The sequence below is a fragment of the Mobilitalea sibirica genome (assembly GCF_015999265.1).
Classification (GTDB): domain Bacteria; phylum Bacillota; class Clostridia; order Lachnospirales; family Lachnospiraceae; genus Mobilitalea; species Mobilitalea sibirica.
The window spans coordinates 1-22,587 of record NZ_JAEAGR010000025.1; the positions used below are offsets into that span (position 1 = coordinate 1).

The 22,587-nt window shown below is 36.4% G+C and carries 16 protein-coding genes, 7 tRNA genes and 1 rRNA gene; 19 read left to right on the forward strand and 5 right to left on the reverse strand.

Annotated elements, in window-relative coordinates:
- The 12 genes from I5677_RS16530 to I5677_RS16585 form a co-directional block, all read left to right on the forward strand.
- Positions 1 to 123: ribosomal RNA gene (locus tag I5677_RS16530) — 23S ribosomal RNA — on the forward strand; the annotation flags it as partial.
- Between the two features lie 93 nt (positions 124 to 216).
- Positions 217 to 290, forward strand: a tRNA-Asp gene (locus I5677_RS16535).
- Between the two features lie 121 nt (positions 291 to 411).
- Positions 412 to 484: transfer RNA gene (locus I5677_RS16540), tRNA-Val, on the forward strand.
- 133 nt (positions 485 to 617) lie between these two features.
- Positions 618 to 690: transfer RNA gene (locus I5677_RS16545), tRNA-Thr, on the forward strand.
- A 35-nt stretch (positions 691 to 725) separates the two neighbouring features.
- Positions 726 to 807, forward strand: a tRNA-Tyr gene (locus I5677_RS16550).
- Positions 808 to 869: 62 nt separating this feature from the next.
- A tRNA-Met gene (locus tag I5677_RS16555) sits at positions 870 to 943 on the forward strand.
- 112 nt (positions 944 to 1,055) lie between these two features.
- Positions 1,056 to 1,128: transfer RNA gene (locus I5677_RS16560), tRNA-Phe, on the forward strand.
- A gap of 59 nt (positions 1,129 to 1,187) precedes the next feature.
- Positions 1,188 to 1,260 (forward strand) — tRNA-Lys (locus I5677_RS16565).
- Positions 1,261 to 1,719: 459 nt separating this feature from the next.
- Complete coding sequence (locus I5677_RS16570; protein ID WP_197662765.1) at positions 1,720 to 1,884, forward strand: hypothetical protein; 165 nt, start codon at positions 1,720 to 1,722, stop codon at positions 1,882 to 1,884.
- A gap of 287 nt (positions 1,885 to 2,171) precedes the next feature.
- Positions 2,172 to 4,154, forward strand: coding sequence for a transketolase (tkt, locus tag I5677_RS16575; protein ID WP_197662766.1), 1,983 nt, complete (start codon positions 2,172 to 2,174; stop codon positions 4,152 to 4,154).
- Positions 4,155 to 4,794: 640 nt separating this feature from the next.
- Positions 4,795 to 5,475 (forward strand): response regulator transcription factor, encoded by a 681-nt coding sequence (locus tag I5677_RS16580; protein WP_197662767.1) that lies wholly within the window; start codon positions 4,795 to 4,797, stop codon positions 5,473 to 5,475.
- A 236-nt stretch (positions 5,476 to 5,711) separates the two neighbouring features.
- On the forward strand, positions 5,712 to 7,139 hold the full coding sequence (locus I5677_RS16585) for a sensor histidine kinase (protein ID WP_197662768.1): 1,428 nt from the start codon (positions 5,712 to 5,714) through the stop codon (positions 7,137 to 7,139).
- Between the two features lie 296 nt (positions 7,140 to 7,435).
- Here the strand turns inward: I5677_RS16585 and I5677_RS16590 are convergent, their stop codons facing one another.
- On the reverse strand, positions 7,436 to 9,211 hold the full coding sequence (locus I5677_RS16590; protein WP_197662769.1) for an ABC transporter ATP-binding protein: 1,776 nt from the start codon (positions 9,209 to 9,211) through the stop codon (positions 7,436 to 7,438).
- Positions 9,202 to 10,974, reverse strand: a complete 1,773-nt coding sequence (locus tag I5677_RS16595) for an ABC transporter ATP-binding protein (protein WP_197662770.1) — start codon at positions 10,972 to 10,974, stop codon at positions 9,202 to 9,204. The genes I5677_RS16590 and I5677_RS16595 overlap by 10 nt, the downstream gene beginning before the upstream one ends.
- Before the next feature lie 674 nt (positions 10,975 to 11,648).
- Between I5677_RS16595 and I5677_RS16600 the strand changes: the two genes are divergently transcribed.
- From I5677_RS16600 to cysK, 6 genes are all read left to right on the forward strand, one after another.
- Positions 11,649 to 12,455: a GTP pyrophosphokinase gene (locus I5677_RS16600; RefSeq protein ID WP_197662771.1), complete on the forward strand. Its 807-nt coding sequence runs from the start codon at positions 11,649 to 11,651 to the stop codon at positions 12,453 to 12,455.
- Between the two features lie 24 nt (positions 12,456 to 12,479).
- Positions 12,480 to 13,130 carry a PRP40 family protein gene (locus I5677_RS16605; protein ID WP_197662772.1) on the forward strand — a complete coding sequence of 217 codons (651 nt, stop codon included), beginning with the start codon at positions 12,480 to 12,482 and terminating at the stop codon, positions 13,128 to 13,130.
- A 291-nt stretch (positions 13,131 to 13,421) separates the two neighbouring features.
- On the forward strand, positions 13,422 to 14,246 hold the full coding sequence (locus I5677_RS16610) for an ABC transporter ATP-binding protein (protein WP_197662773.1): 825 nt from the start codon (positions 13,422 to 13,424) through the stop codon (positions 14,244 to 14,246).
- Positions 14,179 to 14,937: an ABC transporter permease gene (locus I5677_RS16615; RefSeq protein ID WP_197662774.1), complete on the forward strand. Its 759-nt coding sequence runs from the start codon at positions 14,179 to 14,181 to the stop codon at positions 14,935 to 14,937. Before I5677_RS16610 ends, I5677_RS16615 begins: the two co-directional genes overlap by 68 nt.
- Before the next feature lie 310 nt (positions 14,938 to 15,247).
- Positions 15,248 to 16,213, forward strand: coding sequence for an aliphatic sulfonate ABC transporter substrate-binding protein (locus I5677_RS16620; protein ID WP_197662775.1), 966 nt, complete (start codon positions 15,248 to 15,250; stop codon positions 16,211 to 16,213).
- Between the two features lie 15 nt (positions 16,214 to 16,228).
- Positions 16,229 to 17,137 carry a cysteine synthase A gene (gene cysK / locus I5677_RS16625; protein WP_197662776.1) on the forward strand — a complete coding sequence of 303 codons (909 nt, stop codon included), beginning with the start codon at positions 16,229 to 16,231 and terminating at the stop codon, positions 17,135 to 17,137.
- A gap of 339 nt (positions 17,138 to 17,476) precedes the next feature.
- Here the strand turns inward: cysK and I5677_RS16630 are convergent, their stop codons facing one another.
- The 3 genes from I5677_RS16630 to I5677_RS16640 all read right to left on the reverse strand — a co-directional run bounded on the left by I5677_RS16630 (position 17,477) and on the right by I5677_RS16640 (position 20,984).
- Positions 17,477 to 18,427, reverse strand: a complete 951-nt coding sequence (locus I5677_RS16630; RefSeq protein ID WP_197662780.1) for a S1 RNA-binding domain-containing protein — start codon at positions 18,425 to 18,427, stop codon at positions 17,477 to 17,479.
- Between the two features lie 292 nt (positions 18,428 to 18,719).
- Positions 18,720 to 19,463 (reverse strand): hypothetical protein, encoded by a 744-nt coding sequence (locus tag I5677_RS16635; protein WP_197662777.1) that lies wholly within the window; start codon positions 19,461 to 19,463, stop codon positions 18,720 to 18,722.
- Between the two features lie 240 nt (positions 19,464 to 19,703).
- The gene (locus I5677_RS16640; RefSeq protein ID WP_197662778.1) at positions 19,704 to 20,984 is read right to left on the reverse strand and encodes a CAP domain-containing protein; all 1,281 of its coding nucleotides are present in this window, start codon (positions 20,982 to 20,984) and stop codon (positions 19,704 to 19,706) included.
- A 212-nt stretch (positions 20,985 to 21,196) separates the two neighbouring features.
- Here I5677_RS16640 and galE point away from each other — a divergent pair, with 212 nt between their 5' ends.
- Entirely contained in the window at positions 21,197 to 22,210 is a 1,014-nt protein-coding gene (gene galE, locus I5677_RS16645) for a UDP-glucose 4-epimerase GalE (protein WP_197662779.1), read from the forward strand.
- The last annotated feature ends 377 nt before the right edge of the window (positions 22,211 to 22,587 follow it).

Here is a 22,587-nt window from a genome sequence, read left to right on the forward strand (position 1 = left end):
GATAAGATATCCCATAGCATAAGCTAGTAAGACCCCTGAAAGACGATCAGGTAGATAGGACAGAGGTGGAAGTGTGGTAACACATGTAGCTGACTGTTACTAATAGGTCGAGGGCTTGACCTAAAAAAGGTTTACAGTTGAAAGAGATAACTCTTTGGACGAAGTCAAAAGAGTTTGAACTCAATGGATGAACATTTTCTTGTGTAGATGTACTTTGGCCCAGTGGCTCAGTTGGTTAGAGCGCCGCCCTGTCACGGCGGAGGTCGAGGGTTCGAGTCCCTTCTGGGTCGTAAATGGTGAAAACCATTATGATGAAAACCAAAATTCAACCAAGTATATAAATTATTATGAAAAATCAGTTACATTATTTACATAGGATGAAATATGTGGCTTGGTACATAATAATCCCATGGGATCTTAGCTCAGCTGGGAGAGCATCTGCCTTACAAGCAGAGGGTCATAGGTTCGAGCCCTATAGGTCCCACTCCAGAGTAAGCACTCTGAAATATATTACATGCCGATGTGGCTCAATTTATGATTATAATTTAGAATAAATTATAATAGACAGAGCATATCGAGCGGAGCACGAGCTCTGACAAAATAACAAAACTGAATATGCCGATGTGGCTCAATTGGCAGAGCAGCTGACTTGTAATCAGCAGGTTATCGGTTCGAGTCCGATCATCGGCTTAACAATTTAATTGTTAGCAATAAAATTAATCTATGGATGGGTTCCCGAGTGGCCAAAGGGGGCAGACTGTAAATCTGTTAGCGACGCTTTCGAAGGTTCGAATCCTTCTCCATCCATTTGGTGAAAGCCAAAAAAAGTCTGTTATAAAAGAGTAACCAGTAGCGGACCAGAAAATTATCGCGGGGTGGAGCAGTCTGGAAGCTCGTCGGGCTCATAACCCGAAGGTCATAGGTTCAAATCCTATCCCCGCAACTCAAATCAAGAGTACTGGAATTCCAATACATCTTGAGAATATAATTAAATAGTTTCGTTTACCCAAGAAGAAATGGACAATCCATCTTCATAGGCCAACGAAGTTGACCTTGCCCAGATAGCTCAGTTGGTAGAGCAGAGGACTGAAAATCCTCGTGTCGCTGGTTCAATTCCGGCTCTGGGCATTTGCATTGCCAAAAATATATAAAATATATAGATAGTAATATATGAAATTAATATTTATGGGATATTAGCTCAGTCGGTAGAGCACTTGACTTTTAATCAAGGTGTCCGGGGTTCGAATCCCCGATGTCTCATTAAAAGACCTTTTAAGAGGTCTTTTTTTGCATTATTTATAACAATTATACATAATAGTATATGAATCTTTAAACCAGTCAATAAACCTTTATAAAACAGCCATCAAACTTAACTTTATTTTCAATACAGAGATATAATTATATAATATACTTCATGGCGTTTTTATAAAAAATACTATATAATATTTATGGAATTAAATTGGCAAATCATTATAAAAAAAATTACAAATATAGAAAGTAAAGGTTAAAGTAAGCTTATGTCACTACAATGAGACAGTATATAAATTTATTTCCAAATAGCATATAGAAAAAATATATAATTATACTAATAATATTTCGCGGGTTTTATATTTATTGATTTCACGCAGAAGGAATCCATTGAAGATACAAAACCTAAGAACAGAAGGATACCGCTAATACTTTTTATTAGTAGATATCGCGTTTTAAATATGGGTATCCATGGCGAAGGATCTGTACATGAAAATTGTAACAGAATGTATAGAAACCAAAGAGCAGATAAAGTTTCTTTCTGTGGTAGAATGTGATATTATTCAAGGCATTTACTATCCCAAACCGATGACTGTAGATCAGTTTGAAACTAAGTATATGGCATTAGTTGATTAAATAAACAAAGATAATCTATTATTTATGGAAATGTGTGTGACATTTGACGATTGCTTTCACAGCAATTTTATTGTATATTTAGTATGTATGCGATATTATTAACAATCTGATAAGCATTATAAGCTATAAGTATGTATTTATTTTTTAATTATGAATTAAATGCATTTTCCGGGCAAGAAGAATAGTTTCTATAAACGATAAATAAAGGATTGCAGGTCTTAATTTGGTGAATAATTAAAATGATAAATATTTAATATAACAATATATTTATATAAGGAGGAAATACAATGAGTAACATCGATACAATGTCAGTAAATGCGATCAGAGTATTGTCAGCTGATGGCGTTCAAGCAGCAAACTCAGGACACCCCGGACTTCCCCTTGGTGCAGCAGCTATGTCTTATGAGCTGTGGGCTAAACACATGAAGCACAATCCGGCAAACCCCAAATGGGCAAATAGGGACAGATTCGTATTATCAGGTGGACATGGTTCCATGCTGTTATACTCTTTATTACATTTATTTGGATATGGTTTAACCTCAGAAGATTTATCCCAATTTAGACAGGATGGATCTTTAACACCGGGACATCCTGAATATGGACATACCGTAGGCGTAGAAGCTACTACCGGTCCTTTAGGAGCAGGTATGGCAATGGCAGTAGGTATGGCAATGGCAGAAGCTCATCTTGGAGCCACCTTTAATAAGGAAGGTTATCCGGTTGTTGATCATTATACTTTCGTACTGGGCGGCGATGGTTGTATGATGGAGGGTATTACCTCTGAAGCTATGTCACTGGCAGGAACCCTTGGCCTGGGTAAATTAATTGTTTTATATGATTCAAATAAAATATCAATTGAAGGTAGTACTGATATCGCTTTTACCGAGGATGTGAAAAAACGTTTTGAAGCGTTTGGATTCCAGACCTTGGTTGTAGAAGATGGTAACAATTTAGAAGAAATCGGTGCAGCAATTGAAGCTGCAAAAGCTGATTTAACAAGACCTTCCATGATCACCGTAAAAACAAAAATCGGACATGGTAGCCCTAGAGAAGGAATGGCTAGTGCTCACGGAGAACCTTTAGGTGTAGATAACGTCAGAGCATTAAGAGAAAAACTTGGTTGGACCAGTGAAACAGCTTTTGAAGTTCCGGAAGAAATATATGAGAATTACAAAGCAATCGCGAAAGAGAATGCAAAAGTTGAGGATCAGTGGAATAAACTGTTTGAAAAATATTGTAGTGAGTATCCTGAGATGAAGGAATTATGGGATAAATTCCATGATGCAAACGCAGCGAAGGATTTAATTGATAATGATGAGTTCTGGGCATATGCAGATAAGCCGGAAGCAACCAGAAATCTTTCCGGACAAGTTATCAACCGAATTAAGAATATTCTTCCTAACTTCTTTGGAGGTAGTGCAGACTTAGCGCCTTCAACTAAGACTTATATGAGTGATATGGGAGATTTCTCAAAGGATGATTACAAAGGCCGCAATCTTCACTTTGGTGTAAGAGAGCTGGCAATGGCAGGCATCGGTAATGGTCTTGCACTTCATGGTGGTTTAAGACCATTTGTATCTACCTTCTTTGTATTCAGTGATTATGTTAAACCTATGGCAAGATTGGCTGCATTAATGGAGCTTCCTTTAACCTTTGTTCTTACCCATGACAGTATCGGTGTTGGAGAAGACGGACCGACTCATGAGCCGATTGAACAATTGGCGATGCTTCGTGCAATGCCGAACTTTACCGTATTTAGACCGGCTGATGCAAAGGAATGTATCGCAGCTTGGTATTATGCGATTACTTCTACAAAGACTCCGACGGCACTGGTATTATCCCGTCAGAATCTTCCGCAGTTAGCAGGATCATCAAAAGAAGCATTAAAGGGTGGATACATTGTATCTGATTCTAAGAAGAATGTTCCGGATGCTATTATTATGGCAAGTGGATCTGAAGTAGAATTAGGATTAAATGCACAGGCTGAACTGGCAAAAGAAGGTGTGGATGTAAGAGTTATAAGTATGCCTTCCATGGATCTTTATGAAGCTCAATCTGAGGAATATAAAGAAAGTGTTATGCCAAAGAGTGTAAGAGCAAGAGTTGCGGTTGAAGCTGCTGCAGATTTCGGTTGGGGTAAATATGTTGGACTTGACGGAACCACAATTACCATGAAGGGCTTTGGAGCTTCTGCTCCTGCTAGCGTTCTCTTCAAAAAGTTCGGATTTACGACTGAAAATGTAGTTAAAGCGGTAAAAAGCGTATTATAATCTAATTTAATATAAAATCAATTGTTAAAGTAACTTATTATGGAAAAAACAGGCATTCCTGATAGAGTATAAGAATTATATTCATAAGGGACGCCTGTTTTTTATGCTCTTATGTATATCAAAGGTATGTCGATAATAGATACTAAGCGACTAATTTTATACATAATCTTTAGATAATAAAAAATTTTATGTGATATGAATATAATTAGCGATAAAGTATACAACATGAATGATAAATTATAAATGATTAAAAATATAAACTGGAGTATCATACTTTATTGTTCTATTATTCGACAAAAAAATTAAAAAATTATAAAATAAGTGTAAGATTATGATGGCTTGTCCGTTATATATAAAGTAACAGGTATTAGGGAAATCGGCTTTTTAGACAGAATCAACTGTAATGGCCGTATATTCTCAAGTACGGGGGAAGTAAAATAAAAACAAATAAGGGCCGGTTATCCGGCTCTTATTTGTTTCTAAACCGATGACTGATACCATGGATGAAACATCAACAGGTCAGGCTCTTCATCGGTTCTTGAATTCTAATAGAATTTTAATATACAGATATTGAAAAAAATAGCGGTTACCGATACAATGAAGAGAGGATATTGTTTAATTGATAAGGAGGGTTATTGGAGTGGCAAAAATATTGATCGTAGAAGATGAAGCAAAAATCGCAAGATTTTTAGAACTGGAATTAAAGCATGAAGGCTATGAGATTTTGATTGCGGGAGATGGACGACTGGGATTGGAGAAAGCATTAAAAGAAAATGTGGATTTAGTTATATTAGATATCATGCTTCCCGGTTTGAGCGGTATTGAAGTTTGCCGAAGAATTCGTTTAGAATCACAGGTTCCGATTATTATGCTTACAGCGAAGGATGATGTTACGGATAAGGTAGCCGGACTTGATACAGGAGCAGATGATTATATGACAAAGCCTTTTGCGATTGAAGAATTGCTGGCAAGAATTAGAGTGGCTTTAAATCGTAAGAAAAACACCGGTAATGAGTTAAAAGTTGAAACCTTGCAAATTGGTGATATTAAATTGAATTTAACGAGCCATAGTGCATATTACAAAGACGAAGAATTAACTCTCACCAAAAAGGAATATGAACTATTAGAATATATGATGAGAAATAAGAACATAGTTTTAACTAGGGAACAGCTTTTAAACCACGTATGGGATTATGAGTATTTTGGTGATACCAATGTGGTTGATGTATATATAAGATATTTACGTCAAAAAATTGATGAGAAGTATGGTGGACATTTGATTTCAACGGTTCGGGGTGTAGGATATATCATAAAGGATTAGTTAACATTAAGGTTAATTTTAAGTCATAAAGTTAATATGTGGATAAGCCCCCGTATTTGTTGATAAAACACATTTGATCGAGCTTGACCGTGTAAGAACATACGGAATTCATATGAAAGAAAACATAATGAAATAGTAAGACCAGTGCCTAAGCAATATAAAAGTTAACAAACGGTGTATATTTGATTATTCTACGCGGGGACAGAGGGGAGGAAGGCGTAATTACGCTGACAGATATGAGTAGCAGATTAATAGAAATAGTACGTAAGTTATTAAGAAAAGTTATCCTCCCAATACGTAAAAAGAAAGAAGTTTTTTTAAGCAATTTTCGTTTATCCATGGCTTTTCGTATTTCGATGGCTTATTTAAAACTGATGTTAACCCATGGGGTATTGTTCATGGTTGTTTTTTTTCTTCTATATATGTATTCGGAAAAAGAGAATTACGATCAAATGGCAGAACAGATTATCTCCGCAATGAAAGAGAATGTCGGTGAAGAATGCGTAAATCCATATTTTATGCAGGGTTTATCGATGAAAATTGAAATGGGTAAAAGTAAAAAAGTAGTCTATAATGATATTGCATATTTACCAAACTCAGAAAAAGCATTTTTCTATGGAATACATTTTGATCGTAAAAGTGAAAGTAATATATTGGTTATCAGTGAAGAGAAAGAATTTAGAGTCGAAGATGATATATATTACGCACAGTTTCAATATGACCTGACCGGAAGCTACCACAATTTTTTGTCTCTGTTATGGAAATTAGTTATAGCCTATCTTGCGATTGTGGCATTGATTATCCGCAAGGGTAAAAAAAGTGATGTTAAACTATTTGAACCGGTTAGAATTATGTCAGCGACAGCAAATCGACTGACAGTAAATAATCTTCATAGTGAACGGTTAAATGTAGAGGGAACAAAAAATGAATTAAAGGATCTGGCGAACGTTATTAATGCTATGTTAGACCGAATTGAAACCTCCTATGAAAGCCAGAAACAATTTGTTTCCGATGCTTCTCATGAGCTAAGGACGCCAATTGCAGTAATTCAGGGATATATTAACCTATTAAATCGTTGGGGAACTACAAATGAAGAGGTACTTCACGAATCCATAGAAGCCATTCAAAATGAAGCCAGATCAATGCAGGATTTGGTAGAAAAGCTGTTATTTTTATCAAGGCATGATAAGAAAACCCTTAAATTGATTAAGAAAAGATTCAACATGCGTATCGTAGTTGAGGACATGATAAAAGAGACCAAGTTAGTCGCTGGGAACCGTATTATTAACAGCCCTGTATTAGAAGATGTTATCGTATATGGGGATAAACAATCTTTAAAGCAGGCCATTCGTGTCTTTATCGATAATGCTGTAAAATATACGAAAGAGGGAGACGAAATCAATATTCTATGCCAGAAGGTGAACGGTGACTGCGTTATCACTGTACAGGATACCGGGATCGGAATGACGAAGAAGGACGTGGATCATATATTTGATCGGTTTTACCGTTCCGAACATGTAAGGAATCAGAATATCAGTGGTCATGGTCTAGGGTTGTCATTGGCAAAATTAATAATCATGGCACATACCGGAAAGATCAAAGTCCGTTCCCAGTTTAAAAAAGGTACCAGCTTTATTATAACGATACCGAAGAGGAGATATTAAGGACGTTAAGCCACAATATTGTTAGATATTATGAAATAGACAACAGTAATATATAAAAATATAAAATAATATATAACCCAGATACTCATGAAGCATTACCTTATCTAATCATTTCTTACATCCTCTAATACTCCTTTGATTTCTTGATGTATTGATTATCTAAGGAATATTCCATGAATAATCCGGTTCTAATATTTAATAAAAAGTACCACCATTCTTTAGATTGATATCTATAAATGGTGGTACTTTTTTATTATTATACAGCATATAAGATCCATCCTTTATTAAGGGTTATCTTATATATTTTTAAACTGTGCCATATAAAGATGGTAGTACAATCCTCTCTTAGCAAGAAGTTCATCCGGACTGCCTTCTTCTAATATCTTACCCTCATCGATGACAAATACCCGATCTGCTTTACGGATCGTAGATAAGCGGTGAGCGATAACAAAAGAGGTCCTTCCTTTTAATAAAGCCTCGATTCCTTGTTGAACTAAAACTTCTGTATGGGTGTCGATACTGGAGGTGGCTTCATCAAGGATTAAGATCTTAGGCATGGAAACCATGGTTCTTGCAAAGGCTAGAAGCTGACGCTGCCCGATGGATAGTCCGTTACCCCTTTCCTGAAGCTCTGTGTCATACCCTTTTTCCATTTTCATAATAAAGTCGTGGGCATTTACGGCTTTTGCCGCGGCGATGATCTCCTCATCGGTTGCATCCAGTTTACCATAGCGGATGTTTTCCTTGATGGTTCCTGAGAAAAGAAAGTTATCTTGTGTCATAATTCCCATTTGATTTCTAAGACTTTCAATCGATACATCTTTTACATCATATCCATCAATATAGATATGTCCTTCTTGAACATCATAAAATCGACTAATTAAATTAACGATCGTAGTTTTTCCAGCACCGGTAGGTCCTACCAAAGCGATGGTTTCACCGGGCTTTACCTTAAAGCTGACATCGTTTAAAACTTGTGTATCTTCATCATATGCAAAGGATACATGGTCAAAGCGGACTTCACCTTTAATCTGAGGAAGATCTATAACATCCCCGGCATCAGCAATATCGGGCTTGGTATCCAGAATATCAAAGATACGTTCCGCACCGGTTATATTGGTAATCAATTGATTATAAAAATTACTAAGGTTCATAATCGGATGCCAAAACATACCGATAAACATACCAAAAGCAATTAAAGTACCAACATTGGCATCGGTAATACCAAGAAGCTTTACTGCAACATAATACATGGCTATTGTACCAAGACCCCAGCTTATGTCTACTACCGAGAAGAAACCATCATTTAAAACAATGGCATGAATAAAGGAATCTCTGTGCTCTTTTAAGAGATGGTCAAAGGATTCTTCTGTTTCATCCTCCGCGGTAAAGCTTTGAATAATTCTCATACCGGACAGATCCTCATGGATAAAGGCATTTAAGTTAGAACTTTTCTTTCTATGAACCTGCCACCGGATATGGGATCTGGTCTGTATATACCATAATCCGAATAACATAAGCGGAAGTGTTGCTAAAGCAGCCAGAGCCAACTTCCAGTTCATTATCAGCATGATAACTACAACGGCACATATGGTTATAAAGTCCGGTATCAATGTTGTTACACTGTTCGAGAGAACATCCTTAAGAGAATTTACATCTCCGATAATTCGTGCAAGAATTTTACCGGTAGGACGGCTGTCAAAAAAACTAAAGCTTAATTTTTGAATATGAGTATAAAGCTCCTGTCGAATAGTTAATAAAACGTCATTTGATATCTTTGCCATAAGATACATCCGAAGCTTAACCAGTAGTACAAATATAATATTTAAACAAAGCGTAAAGCCGCCTAGGATTAGAAGTCCGTTCATATCCCGTTTGGCTATATGCACATCGACAGCCCTCCTTATGATTAAAGGGTTGAGGATGGATATAGATACGGTTATGATCATGATAAAAATAACAGCTACAATTACTAATTTATAGGTTAATAGATAACGAAATAACCGCATTAAAGTATTCCGTTTTTTGACGGAGCGTAGTAATTCATCTTCCTTTGTTGCGTTTACTGACATGCTGCCACCTCCTTGTTGTTGGTTCTGTAATTATTTAAAATTTCCTCATCTTTTAAGTAATCCCCATATTGAGCCATATAAGTTTTGTAATAATAACCCTTAGCCTGTAATAAGGTATCATGGGTTCCCCGCTCTGTAATTTTACCGTCTTCTAAGATGATAATTTCATCCGCGTTTCGGACAGCGGAAATTCTATGGGCTATGATTATCTTGGTTGAGGTTACATCAGTAAGAGCTTTTTGAATCAGATGCTCGGTTTCCATATCAAGGGCCGAGGTGGAATCGTCCAGTACCAGTATAGGAGTATTCTTAGCTAAAGCTCTGGCAATACTGATTCTTTGTTTTTGTCCACCGGATAAACCCACACCTCTTTCACCGATAATCGTTTCGTACTTTTCCTCCATTCGTTCAATAAACTCCCTGGCTTGGGCGTCATCGGCGGCGTCTATGATATCTTCCTGTCTTACCAGATACTTTTTACCCATTTTTACATTTTCATTGATGGTATCTGAGAAAAGGAATACATCCTGCATTACTAAGGATATACTTTTTCTCAGCTGCCTAAGAGACATATCCTTAATGTTAACACCGTCTAAACGTACTTCACCTTCCGTGGTATCATAAAATCTTTGTAAAAGATTAATTATGGAGCTTTTGCCGGTACCGGTTGCACCCATAATACCAATGGTTTTTCCGGCAGTCAGATCAAAACTGATTCCGGAGAGAATCGTCTTATCATTTAGGGAAAAGGAGACATTATCAAATTGAATGGCACCTTTTACTTCATCCAGAACAACAGGTTCATCAATTTCTTTAATTACCGGCTGTTCAGCAAATATTTTCTTGATTCTCTTATAGGAAGCAACGGCAGCTGCAAAATCATTCGAAAGCCAGCCAAGCATTTCCATAGGCCATACAATATTCATTGAATACTCAGTAAAGGCTCCGAGGGTACCCAGTGATATATCTTCATTTATTACCTGATAACCGCCCAGTATTACAATAAAGAGAGGTAGCAGTTTTGTGATTAATTGAAAATATGGATAAATCTTAATAAACACCTTAGATTGTTTCATATTTAGGTCGTAGTACTTCTTATTATGGGATAAAAACTTACTGATTTCATGTTTTTCTCTGGCGAAGGCCTTAACCGTTCTTACTCCGGATAGATTCTCCTGTGCCACTGTATTTAGTTTTGCATTTTCCTCGCTGATCTGTTCATAGATCTTTCCTAGTTTACTTTCCATAAAGAAGGCAAGTATTGCAACACAGGGTAATACAATGGTAGGTATGATAGCCAACGAAGGGCTTAAGCGGTACATGAAAAACAAAGCCAGCCCAGTATGAATGATTACCTCAATCAGCAACATACTGACATAGTTGATGGCAGCCCAAAGCCGGTCGACATCGTCCTTTACCCGGGACATTAACTCACCGGTATTGTTTTTATCAAAAAAGCTTAAGGATAACCTCTGAATATGTTTAAATAAATGCTTTCTTATTTTTAGCGATATTTTTGAACTTACAAAATCAAAGCTTAATTCTTTTACATATTGAAAGATACATCTTCCAACGCTAATCATAAGAATCATACCAAGCAGTTTCGGTAGTAAATCAACTTCTCCCCCCACAATTACATTATCGATTACCTGCTTTGTTACCAGTGGTGATATCATATCCAAAGATACAGCTATCACAATACATAGGATAGCAAAAGCATAGGCATACCAATATTTCTTTAAATAATAAGATATTTTGTTCATAAATCCCTCCGTTCCCGCATTTCCATGATGCTGAAATATATAACCCGCCTCAACAGGTTAATGACTACTAATGCATACAAAAAAGCCGCAGTAAGATATACCGCGGCATAGTAGCTGAAAATCGGTTGTAATCATTGGCGTCTCCTGTTGGCAGCAAGGCAGGATTAGACACACGAATACAATGCTAAATTTTCGGAATCCATGAGGTAATCTCACATAAAGCGTTCTGTATTAAATTGATTGAATGAATGTTTCTAAACTTCATATGTTTTACCTCACTTTCTGTAATAGTCTGCCAATATTATATCTATTACTTTTTTGTATGTCAACCAATTTTTTCAAAAAATTTTAATAATTTTTTAATGTTTTCGCAAAAAAGTCAAATGTGTGCATTATAAAGACAAAATAGGTATTTAGTAAAGATTCATCCTTAAATTTTACTATGCTTATGGTATACCATTTGAGGCTTATAAATTAATTTTTCATTAAGAATCGAAAACTTCAAGGAAAGTTCATATTTATATGATATAATTATATTAATGAACAAGATATGAATAAATCGATTGATAATACTTCGCAGGTTTCTTCGCTGCAAAAAGAGTGGTAATGTACTAATTAGCGTTACCAGGAAAGAAAAAGATCCATATTATATAGACAAAGGTTGTGATTAAAAGATGGAATTACCCGTGTTTTATGACGAGGCTGAGGAATGGAGTAATGCTCTGCTCTTATACGATGCAGCATTAAAAGAAATTAGTACGAAACTGGAGATACTAAATAATGAGTTTAAGCTGGCACATCAATATAATCCGATTGAACATATAACATCAAGAATAAAAACACCACAAAGCATAGCAAAGAAATTAAGACATAACAATAAAGAGCTGACAGTTGATAACATTGTAAAATATGTAAATGATGTTGCAGGTATTCGAATCATATGTACATTTACCTCTGATATTTACCGAATTGCCGATCTTATACGCAAACAAAGTGATATCAAAATACTCAAAATAAAAGATTATATTATACAGCCGAAAGAAAATGGCTATACCAGCTATCATATGATAGTATCTATACCGGTGTTTCTCTCAGATCGAACTGTGGATACAAAGGTAGAAATACAAATAAGAACCATTGCCATGGATTTCTGGGCCAGTTTAGAACATAAGATATATTATAAATTTGAAGGTAACGCACCGGAACATATTCGAAACGAGTTAAAAGAATGCTCTAAAATAATTTCATATCTGGATCAGAAGATGCTCTCTTTAAATGAAGAGATTAAGAGCTGCACGCAGGAACAGTTAGGTGACTTTAAACAAGAGACGCCAGGAAACTATAAGACGGTGGTAGCCGAATCCTTTGGTACGGTAATTGATGAGGATATGGTGAAAGAAGCAGACAACAAAGGGGTAAAGAATAATTCCGAAGCAAAAAAGACAGGGATTAAGAAGATGCTATTTGGGATAAAAGCCTGATTATACTAAGGAGAGAAGAAGATTATGAATCTATTTTCGTTTGGAACATCAGTAGGTAAAGAAGTAAGTCTTAAAAAAAGTGAGAATGGTATAAAGCTAAACCATTCCGGTCAAATGGCAGCAAAGTACGAACAGAAACTAGCTGAATATAGAGACACTCTGGAAAAATATAAAACTCATATTGAGGAGTATTCAAATCATCTGGAGAACTTCCATAACAGACCATCAGATACTAGGTTCTCAAATGTCCAGTCGGCTTTGGATTTAACTTATCTTAAGGAAATAAATGATAAGATGCTGAAACATCTGGAAGAAATGAAAGATAGTGACGAAAATAGATATCTAGAGCAGAGTAGGAAGCTTCAAGACAAGGAAAACAAGCAACTTGAACTAATAGAGAATTTGTTAGCAACACAGATTCAAACGAATTATAAGCTGGAGGAACTGGACAAGAATTTAGTAAATCGGATTTCTGATGTTTTAGTGGAGCTACAAAAACAGACACTCCATCAATATAAAGAGAACCATCAGGTGATGCAGACAGCTATGGAGAAGCTTACAAAATCAGTCAGACGGGGAAAGGGACTGATATGGCTTTTACTTTCCTTCCAATTAATAAGCATGGGTGCTATTACTTTTCTCATCTTATACATTTTGGAAATTATAAGCTTTTAAGTTGATGAATATATAATAAGAAGGATTCTATATAAGCAGGCTAATTTGAGGATTTACATATCTTACATGGGTAAATCTTGAAATTAGCCTGCTTTTTTATTATATAAGAAAAATTTCCGAAATTCCCATATAATAAAAGGCCTTCCAATTAGATCAAGGGAAACTTTTTGTTTTTATCATAAAATATAAAATTTTAGAAAAGGGCTTGACGAATTTTATTTAATAGTATATGATTATCTCAACAAATAAATCCTACTAAATTGATATGAATACTATATTAAGGAGGCTTGAATGATAAAAATTAAGAATATTCATAAGACATTTGATGATATGGAGATCCTTAAAAACATTAATTTCGATGTTGAAGAAGGAACTTTCCTTTCTCTGATAGGTCCTTCCGGCTGCGGAAAGTCAACTCTGATTAATATCATAGCAGGCCTTGAGAAAGCAACGAGCGGACAGGTAACTGTGGATGATGCTGAAGTAAAGGGCACCCATACAGATAGAATTATGGTGTTTCAGAATGCAGCATTATTTCCATGGTTGAATGTATACGACAATATTACGTTTGGCTTAAAAAATATATGTAAAAACCCGGATGAAATTCGAGAAAAGACCGAGGACATTCTAAGAAAGGTACATTTATCCAAGTTTAAGAATTATTATCCTTATCAGTTATCCGGAGGAATGAAACAAAGAGTTTCCATTGCCAGAAGTCTTGTGATGAATCCTAGAATACTGCTGATGGATGAACCGTTTTCTGCCTTAGATGAACAGACAAGAATGCTTTTACATGATGAATTACAGCAGATTTGGATGGAAACCAAAAAAACAATCATTTTTGTTACCCATAACATCAGGGAGGCTGTTAAATTATCTAACAGAGTAATCATTATGGGAACCAGACCGGGAAGAATCGTGGACGATATTAAGATTGAATTAAGCTATCCGAGACAGGTGGCTGATCCCAATCTCACTTATATGGAAGAAAAAATTTATAAGATTCTTAAGGTTGAAATTGAGAAAGTAGCAAGGGAGGAATTGGGAGATGAGTATAGCATTAAAGAGAATAGCCTTTCTCGCGATTATAATAATACTATGGGAGGCGGTATATAGAATAGGTATATGGCCGGAATTTCTGTTTCCGTCACCGTTTCAGGTGATGGATACCTTAAAGAATGGCTTTACTGAAGGTGGTTTTACTATTGCAATTCTTCATAGTTTTCGAAGAATCTTAATTGGGTATACGATATCCCTTATAATAGGAGTACTGATGGGAATTTTTCTGGCGGTGAATAAATTGGCAGATGAGACAATAGGTACTTTTGTTATATCACTCCAATCCGTACCCAGCGTAGTTTGGCTTCCTTTAGCACTTTTATGGTTTAAGCTGGGGGAGGCGTCTATTATCTTTGTAGTCGTTCTTGGTGGTTTATGGAATATGATTATCAGTACAACAACCGGGATAAAGAATGTAGACCCTATATTGATCCGATGTGGTAAAAACCTTGGGTATAAAAAAATGGGGTTGTTTGCAAAAGTTGTTTTACCGGCTTGTGTTCCTCATATGATTACCGGTATGAGACTGTCCTGGGCATTTTGTTGGAGAGCTTTAATGGCTGCCGAAATTCTAGGAACCGGAAGGGGACTTGGACAGATACTTATGTGGGGCAGAGATATGGGAAATATGAGTACCGTGCTGTCCATTATGGTAATCATCGCAGCTACCGGCTTACTTACGGACAACCTGATATTTAAAAGAATAGAGTTAAAGGTTATGAAGCGTTGGGGTCTTGCCGGCTCATAAAAAACAGTTTGATGCTTGTGACTATTTTATGATTAATTAAAAGGGAAGATAGGATATAGATGAACTGCATCAGAAGTTATATGAGATATAAAAAGAAGTAAAAAGATATAAAAATATAAAGATATAGAGATATAAAGATAAAAAGAGGTAAAGTAATAATTTATAAATATAAAAATATAAGAGATGAAATAGTTGAATTGTAGAATATAAGGAATCAAGTATCAGAAAAGGAAGAGAAGATAAGAAATTGATGTTATGAAATAACGCATCAATTTAATTATAAAAAACAGGATACGCGGAGGTATATCAAATGAGAAAAATAACATTACTGGTAGCGACATTATTAACGGCTACACTACTTTTTGCAGGCTGCTCTAAAAGTGAAAGTACCGAGAAAGAAATCAAGGTTGGGTATTTTCCAAACTTATCCCATGCACCGGCAATGGTAGGAATTGAAAAAGGATATTATCAGGAGGAATTAAAGGATTATAAGATAGAGACCAGTACGTTTCCTAATGGCTCTTTATTTATGGATGCATTATCCACCGGTCAAATTGATATAGGATATGTTGGGCCGGGGCCTGTTATCAACCGGTATCTACAGGGCGGAGATGTTGTAGTTATTGCCAATTCAACTATAGGTGAAAATGTATTGGTGGTAAGAAATGATGTTGATTTCAATGGTCTGAAGGACTTGGAGGGAAGGATTGTGGCCACTCCATCTACGGGATGTACCCATGATCTTCTCCTTCGTAAGATGTTGAAGGAGCAAGGGCTGGCAGTAGAAGAAAATGGTGGAACTATAGAAAGACTACCGCAAAAACCTGCTACCATGATGGGTCTGTTTGAACAAAAGCAAATTGATGCGGCTTTAGTTTCGGAGCCGTGGGCATCACTTATGGAAGCGAAAGGGGTCGCAAGGGTAGTTGTAGACGCTTATGACTTACCATGGGAAGGCAATGTCCCGGCTACGGTATTGGTAGTAAAAAAGGATTTTCTGGAGAAGAATCCTGAAGCAGTGGAAAACTTTATAAAGGCCCATGAGAAATCAATCGATTTCATTCAGAACAACAGACAGGAAACGACACAACTTATTGTGAAACAAATTAAGGATATCACAGGACAGGAAACTGAGTTAGATATCATTGAAAGTGCATTTGACAGAGTTACATTTATCTCTCAAATTGATGAAGACATCTTCCAGGCTTTTGCTGATTTAACAAAGGAATTAGGATTTATCGAAGGAGACTCAGACATTAAGGATTTAATAAACTAATTGGATGGTGATAAGATGATTGCAAAAAGCATAACAGAACTAATCGGAAATACGCCTATTGTAAAACTGAACAGACTACCGTTTCCGGAATCTGCGGATGTCTATGCAAAGCTTGAGTATCTTAATCCGGGAAGATCAGTAAAGGATAGAGCTGCCCTTCATATGATTTTAGAAGCAGAGAAACAGGGTCTTATAAAGCCCGGATCAACCATAATTGAACCAACCTCCGGGAATACGGGGATAGGACTTTCCATGGTGGCAGCAGCGAGAGGTTATAAAGCAATTATTATAATGCCGGCCTCTGCCAGTATTGAAAGAGTGAAATTAATGAAGGCTTACGGAGCAGAGGTGATACTCACCCCGGCTGAGGAGCTGATGCAGGGTAGTATTAATAAGGCGATGGAGCTTTTAGCAAAAATACCGGATAGTTTTATGCCGAACCAGTTTCAGAATATGGCGAATCCACAGGCGCATAAAAAGACGACTGCAAAAGAGATACTTGAGCAGATGGATGGAAGATTAGATGTATTTGTAGCCACAGCAGGTACCGGCGGCACCATCAGCGGAGTGGGTGAGGTATTAAGAGAACATCTGCCGGAGCTTAAAATCTATGTAGTGGAAGCAAAAAATTCTCCAGTCATTGCAGGGGGAAAACCTGGACCTCATAAAATAGTCGGAACCGGTCCTGGATTTATTCCGGATACCCTGAATACCAAAATATTCGATGAGATTATTCATGTAACTGATGAAGATGCCATTGAGACCTCTAAAAATCTTGCTAGTAAGGAAGGTATCTTTTGCGGAATATCGGCAGGAGCTGCAGTATATGCGGCACTTGTAAAAGCAAAGGAGATTGGAAAAGGAAAAAGAGTATTATCCATGATTCCGGATACCGGAGAAAGATATATCAGTATGAATTTTTAAAAGAAGAAAACATCATTTCATATCTTAAGTAATAGTAAAACAAGATGGTTTATGTCTTTCTTATTTATCAAAAAAGAGCGTAAATAGTAAAGTAAGAATACAGTAAATATAGACACACGGATATATCAATGCATAAAATTAACGAGGCAGCCGAAGCTGTCTCGCTAATAAAGTCTAACTTTTGGGGGTCAGTACATAACTCTTCCTATCCGATCTCTTTTCATATGATAGGGTTAGGGTGTAAAAGCCTTCTTCAAACATGGTCTGCAATTTGCACATATACTTTCTTTATTGATCATGAACACAATAACTAAAATTGTGCAAATTTAAGTATGCTAATTACAATTTAATATTTTTAAGTAAGGCAGCAAGACCGGTTGTTGCTTCTTCGCCGGTAGTGTAAGTGGAGGGTGCTTCTTCGATATCCTCTACAATATCTTCCTTTTCCTCCACAGCCTTCATACTTAGACTGATCTTACCGTCTTTAATATCCGTTACTTTTACGGTAACGGTTTCTCCTTCTTTTATAACCTCATTAGGAGACTTAATTCTTCGACCACAGATCTGAGAGATGTGTACTAAACCGGAAAGACCCTCTCCGATATTAACAAATGCACCATAGGGCATGATTTTCTCAACCGTTCCGGTGGTAACAATTCCTCGCTGCAGTTTATTTATCTTACTTTTCAGATCTTTTTCCGCCTTTTCTTTCTCAACCTCTTTACCGGAAAGAACCAGTTTTTTGTCTTCTTCCGAAACAGTAATAATAACCGTCTCAATTTCTTTCCCTACCCAGTCCTCAAGATTTTCCACATAGGCTAAGGATAGCTGGGAAGCGGGTATAAATGCACGGACACCATAGAGATACGTAACCACACCGCTATTTACGGCCTGAGCAATTTTTACCTTTACAATTGTTTTATTATCCATTGCCTCCCTTAGATGCTCCCATGAGAGTACATCATCGGCACGTTTTTTTGACATTAGAATGTTACCATGTCCGTCATCTTCTCGAATAACGACAGCACGATATTCCTCACCGATGGTGACATCAGCTTTAATTGAAAAGCGGGGATCATTGCTTAATTCCTCTAATTTTATAATGCCTTCCGCATAATAACCCAGATCAAGGACTACTTCGGTATCAGAGATTCCAATTACGGTTCCTTTTAAGATGTCACCTTCATGAATCTTCTTTAACGAACCTTCCAGCTGTTCTTTAAAATCATCCATAGAAGGCGTATCCGTAGAAGTGTCAACAGATGCTGCCTCTATAGAAGCGTTCTCCATAGGTGTTTCGTTTTCATTGTTAGTAAGATTTTCTGTACTCATGCTTGTTTACGAAAGGGCAATAAAAAGTATGTCCTTTCTACCTCCTTTTCTTTTCTATGTACTTAAAGTGATTATATCCAAAGAATAAACCACTTAAGTTGTTTAACTTTATGTATTAATATTTTTCGTAATACCGATACGATTATTATTAATGCTATCCAAATAACAGTATACCACAGAAAAGCCATAAAAATAAATTAAGTTAGTAACTTCTAAGATTTTATGATTTATTATCGTCGTTTTGATAGTCTTATTGGACAGACACCCGATTATATAGATATGTGTTGCCCTTTTTTCCTACCCGTTCTACTACACCAACATAGTTAAGAATATTTAGTGCAGTCTGGGAATTGTGTAAGGATAACCCGGAAGCCTTTTTATAGTCTTTCGAAGTAAACTCTTGATCCAGAATGTCCGGAATCAATAGCTTATAATCAGAGATGTTGTTAATTTTTATCTCATTTACAAGATCGGTTGGGATACCGTCACAACGGGTAGAGCCTTTTTTCTTATCCTTACTCCAACCATCTAAATATTTATATTCCTCTAAATCTAACATTACGATGTGAAGATTTAAATTCGGTTCTAATAAGAAATTTTTTATTTTATAGAGTTCAGGAAGTATGGAATATGGAATACCCCTTTTGGGGGATTTTCTTGGTGGACTAATTTCCCCAGTTTGTGGATTAACCCAGCGAATCCATTTTGTACTGTGGATAGGATATACAATTGTCACCGGATAAAGGGAGAGGAAGGCATTAAGTTTACGACGTAATTTATCAAAGTTCCTGGTCTGGATTTCAATAATTTCATGACCATTACAGATATCCGCTACAAATCCGCTAACCTTAATTTCCTGATGATCACACTCCGGTGATAAATAGCATTTAAGAACAGAATGTATGGTTTTTTCCCCTAGGGTACCGATTCCGTTTAAGCCTTGCTGACGACCAATCACTTCATCACATACCTGTTGAAACAATTCTTTATCCATGGTTAAGGATCCCACCTTTATCATCTATTATCTATAAAATAGTTTAGTTAATCTTTAAAAAAAGGCATATAAAAATCAAAGATTTTTATTACTATGATACTATAGGAAGTACTATATTAAGGATATATGATTTTTCTAGTGAACGCAAGTATAGAAAAACTGTCCTTAAGGAACGCTTTTTTTACGAAGACTAGTTCCTCAAGAACAGCGGTATACCTAAAGAGTATAGATATGTTTTCTTTATTGACGATAAAAATTCTGAGTGATATAGGTTTTGTATGTACTCTCAGGTTCATAGGTAAATCCCACGCCCAGATATCGATAGTCGGCATTTAATAAATTTTTTCTATGACCGGAAGAGTTATACCAGCCATGAGTTGATAATATAGCCGTACCATAACCGGCAACAATGTTTTCCCCATAGGAGCGGTAAGCAATTCCTTCTTCCTTCATTCGCTCTCCCGGTGTCTTTCCATGGGGATTAATATGGTCAAAAAAATCGTTTAAAGCCATGTTAATACTGTGTTTTCTGGAGGAAATGGCTGCAGAAGAGGACCAGGACATTATCGGAACACTATTTCTTGCCCTGACAGAGTTCGTCAGGTCATAGACCATGAGTTCAACATTTCTCATGACCGCTTCTGAATAATCATCTATTTTTACCGAATTAGAAAGAAGATAAATTCCAACTACTTCGCCGGAACCGATTTTATCCAGTAAAAACTTGATTGTATATTCCTCAGTCTTGTGGGTTAGAACCTCATCTAACGGGAATGATTTATCGAATTCACTATTTACACGATCAAGCGATGAGCCGTATGTAACGCCGTGATAAGTAAAATCTATGGAATCCGTATAAAAGCCCACTACTTTATCACTTTGTATTGCAAGGAATAGAAGATTTTTATAATCATTATTATAAATATAATAATCAAAATCGTATTCGGTATCATCAATGCGATTCGGCCTTCCCAGTTTCTTTTTGATACTGTCGGTACTTTCACCTAATGTTATTGTAACGCCTCTCACTTTTAAAGCATTGAAAGTTTCGATCGGTACCGTAGTAGGAATATAATTATCAGGCGCCGGAGAGAGAATGGAGTTATTAGGTGAAACAGTAGGAGTGGGTTTCGTCGGAGCTTTCGTCACGATGGGCTCAGTTGGTATCGGAAAGGGTACAGGCTTATCCGGAGCCGAAGAAGGATCCTTAGACGGCAACGGTATAGGAGCCTGAGGTAGTGCAGCCTGAGTCAGATTCGGAGTAGGCGTAACCTCTATCGAAGTAAGACTCTGAGAAGAGTTAATTACATATTGATGCGTTGTATTAGAGGAAACGGATTTTGATTTAGATAATATAGTATCTGAACTAGTGGAAAGACTATTTTGATCTTTTACATAGGATACGGAAGGTTTATATTCGGAGGTATCCTTACTAGAAAATGTACTGCAGGCATATAAATTACCCGTTAGCAAAAAAACACCCAAGATAAGGGCATATCTATATGTAAATAATTGATTCATAATATTCTCCTTTTCAATTGCCTGGTATAAAAGGAAGAGTTTTGTCACTATTTGTTGCTTAATTAGATTCTATCATAGCTAGATAAAATTAAAATGAGGTAATATTGGATAGAAAACCATAATATTCAAAAAAGAGAACATTTTGCTATTTTCAAAGTTTATAATATAAGGTAAAATTGAAATGATTACTATGAGAGTAAAGGAGACCAACTATGAAAATTTTAGTTACCGGTGGAGCAGGATATATCGCGAGCCATACGAATCTCGAGCTTTTAAATGCAGGCTATGATGTGATAGCTATTGATAATTTAAGTAATTCCTGTATGGAATCTATCACAAGAGTAGAAAAACTAACGAATAAAAAAATTAGCTTCTATGAAGCAGATATTCTAGATAAAGATAGAATGACCAAGATATTTCAAGAGGAAAAGATTGATGCAGTAATTCACTTTGCCGGATTAAAAGCCGTAGGAGAGTCCTGTAGCATACCATTAAAATACTATAAAAATAATTTAAGTGGTACCATTACTCTATTAGAGGTAATGCAAGAATTTGGAGTAAAAAACTTGGTGTTCTCTTCCTCGGCAACTGTTTATGGGGAACCAAAATCCGTACCGGTAACAGAGGAATTTCCCCTGTCAGCCACAAATCCATATGGCAGGACAAAATTAATTATCGAAGATATGCTAAGAGATCTTTATCAATCAGATTCCTCCTGGAACATAGCTATATTAAGATATTTTAACCCTATCGGTGCTCATGAAAGCGGAGAAATTGGGGAGGATCCTAATGGAATACCTAATAATCTGGTACCGTATGTAGCAAAAGTAGCAGCGGGAGTATTGGAACAAATCAATGTTTTTGGTGATGATTATGATACACCGGATGGAACAGGGATTAGGGATTACATCCATGTAGTTGATTTAGCTTTGGGTCACATTAAAGCGATAGACAAGCTGAATCAAAAACCCGGATTGGTTACTTATAATCTGGGAACAGGAGTCGGCTATAGTGTATTTGACATTATAAGAAATTACGAAAAGGCTTGTAATATAAAACTTCCCTATGTAGTAACCGATCGACGACCAGGGGACATCCCCATCACCTATGCGGATCCTACAAAGGCGTTTAAGGAACTGGGTTGGAAAGCGGAAAGAGGAATCGAAAAGATGTGTGAGGATTCTTATCGTTGGCAGAGTAAAAATCCAAACGGTTATAGAAAGTAAGAGAAGGATTGTTAATTTCAAAGGCTTAAATCTAGATAAAATTAGGCATAATGTAGGTTTTTAAAGTAAAAACATTAAAAACTATTGACAAAATAACTAAAATTGGGTAAACTGGAAAAGGTTAGTACTGGAGAAGGTATCAACCAGAGGAAAGTAGTTGGGGAAGCGAGAGGGTAGAAGTGATAAAATAAGGTTGGCTAAAACGTGTATCAATCGGGATGCACCTTTTTAGCCAACCTTATTTGTATTAGGCTCATTGTCAAGTGTTGGGGTGTGATTCATTTGAATCATGCCCCAACACTGGTTTTAGAGCTATTTTTATGTTTATAGGTTCTATAAGGTGTTTTAGGGTGCACTTAATAAGCCTACCACTATTT

Coding starts and splice junctions, on each gene's coding strand:
- I5677_RS16570 (WP_197662765.1), top strand. CDS start 1,720: ATGGCGAAGGATCTGTACATGAAAATTGTAACAGAATGTATAGAAACC.
- tkt (WP_197662766.1), top strand. CDS start 2,172: ATGAGTAACATCGATACAATGTCAGTAAATGCGATCAGAGTATTGTCA.
- I5677_RS16585 (WP_197662768.1), top strand. CDS start 5,712: ATGAGTAGCAGATTAATAGAAATAGTACGTAAGTTATTAAGAAAAGTT.
- I5677_RS16590 (WP_197662769.1), bottom strand. CDS start 9,211: ATGTCAGTAAACGCAACAAAGGAAGATGAATTACTACGCTCCGTCAAA.
- I5677_RS16595 (WP_197662770.1), bottom strand. CDS start 10,974: ATGAACAAAATATCTTATTATTTAAAGAAATATTGGTATGCCTATGCT.
- I5677_RS16600 (WP_197662771.1), top strand. CDS start 11,649: ATGGAATTACCCGTGTTTTATGACGAGGCTGAGGAATGGAGTAATGCT.
- I5677_RS16605 (WP_197662772.1), top strand. CDS start 12,480: ATGAATCTATTTTCGTTTGGAACATCAGTAGGTAAAGAAGTAAGTCTT.
- I5677_RS16610 (WP_197662773.1), top strand. CDS start 13,422: ATGATAAAAATTAAGAATATTCATAAGACATTTGATGATATGGAGATC.
- I5677_RS16615 (WP_197662774.1), top strand. CDS start 14,179: ATGAGTATAGCATTAAAGAGAATAGCCTTTCTCGCGATTATAATAATA.
- I5677_RS16620 (WP_197662775.1), top strand. CDS start 15,248: ATGAGAAAAATAACATTACTGGTAGCGACATTATTAACGGCTACACTA.
- cysK (WP_197662776.1), top strand. CDS start 16,229: ATGATTGCAAAAAGCATAACAGAACTAATCGGAAATACGCCTATTGTA.
- I5677_RS16630 (WP_197662780.1), bottom strand. CDS start 18,427: ATGGAGAACGCTTCTATAGAGGCAGCATCTGTTGACACTTCTACGGAT.
- I5677_RS16635 (WP_197662777.1), bottom strand. CDS start 19,463: ATGGATAAAGAATTGTTTCAACAGGTATGTGATGAAGTGATTGGTCGT.
- I5677_RS16640 (WP_197662778.1), bottom strand. CDS start 20,984: ATGAATCAATTATTTACATATAGATATGCCCTTATCTTGGGTGTTTTT.
- galE (WP_197662779.1), top strand. CDS start 21,197: ATGAAAATTTTAGTTACCGGTGGAGCAGGATATATCGCGAGCCATACG.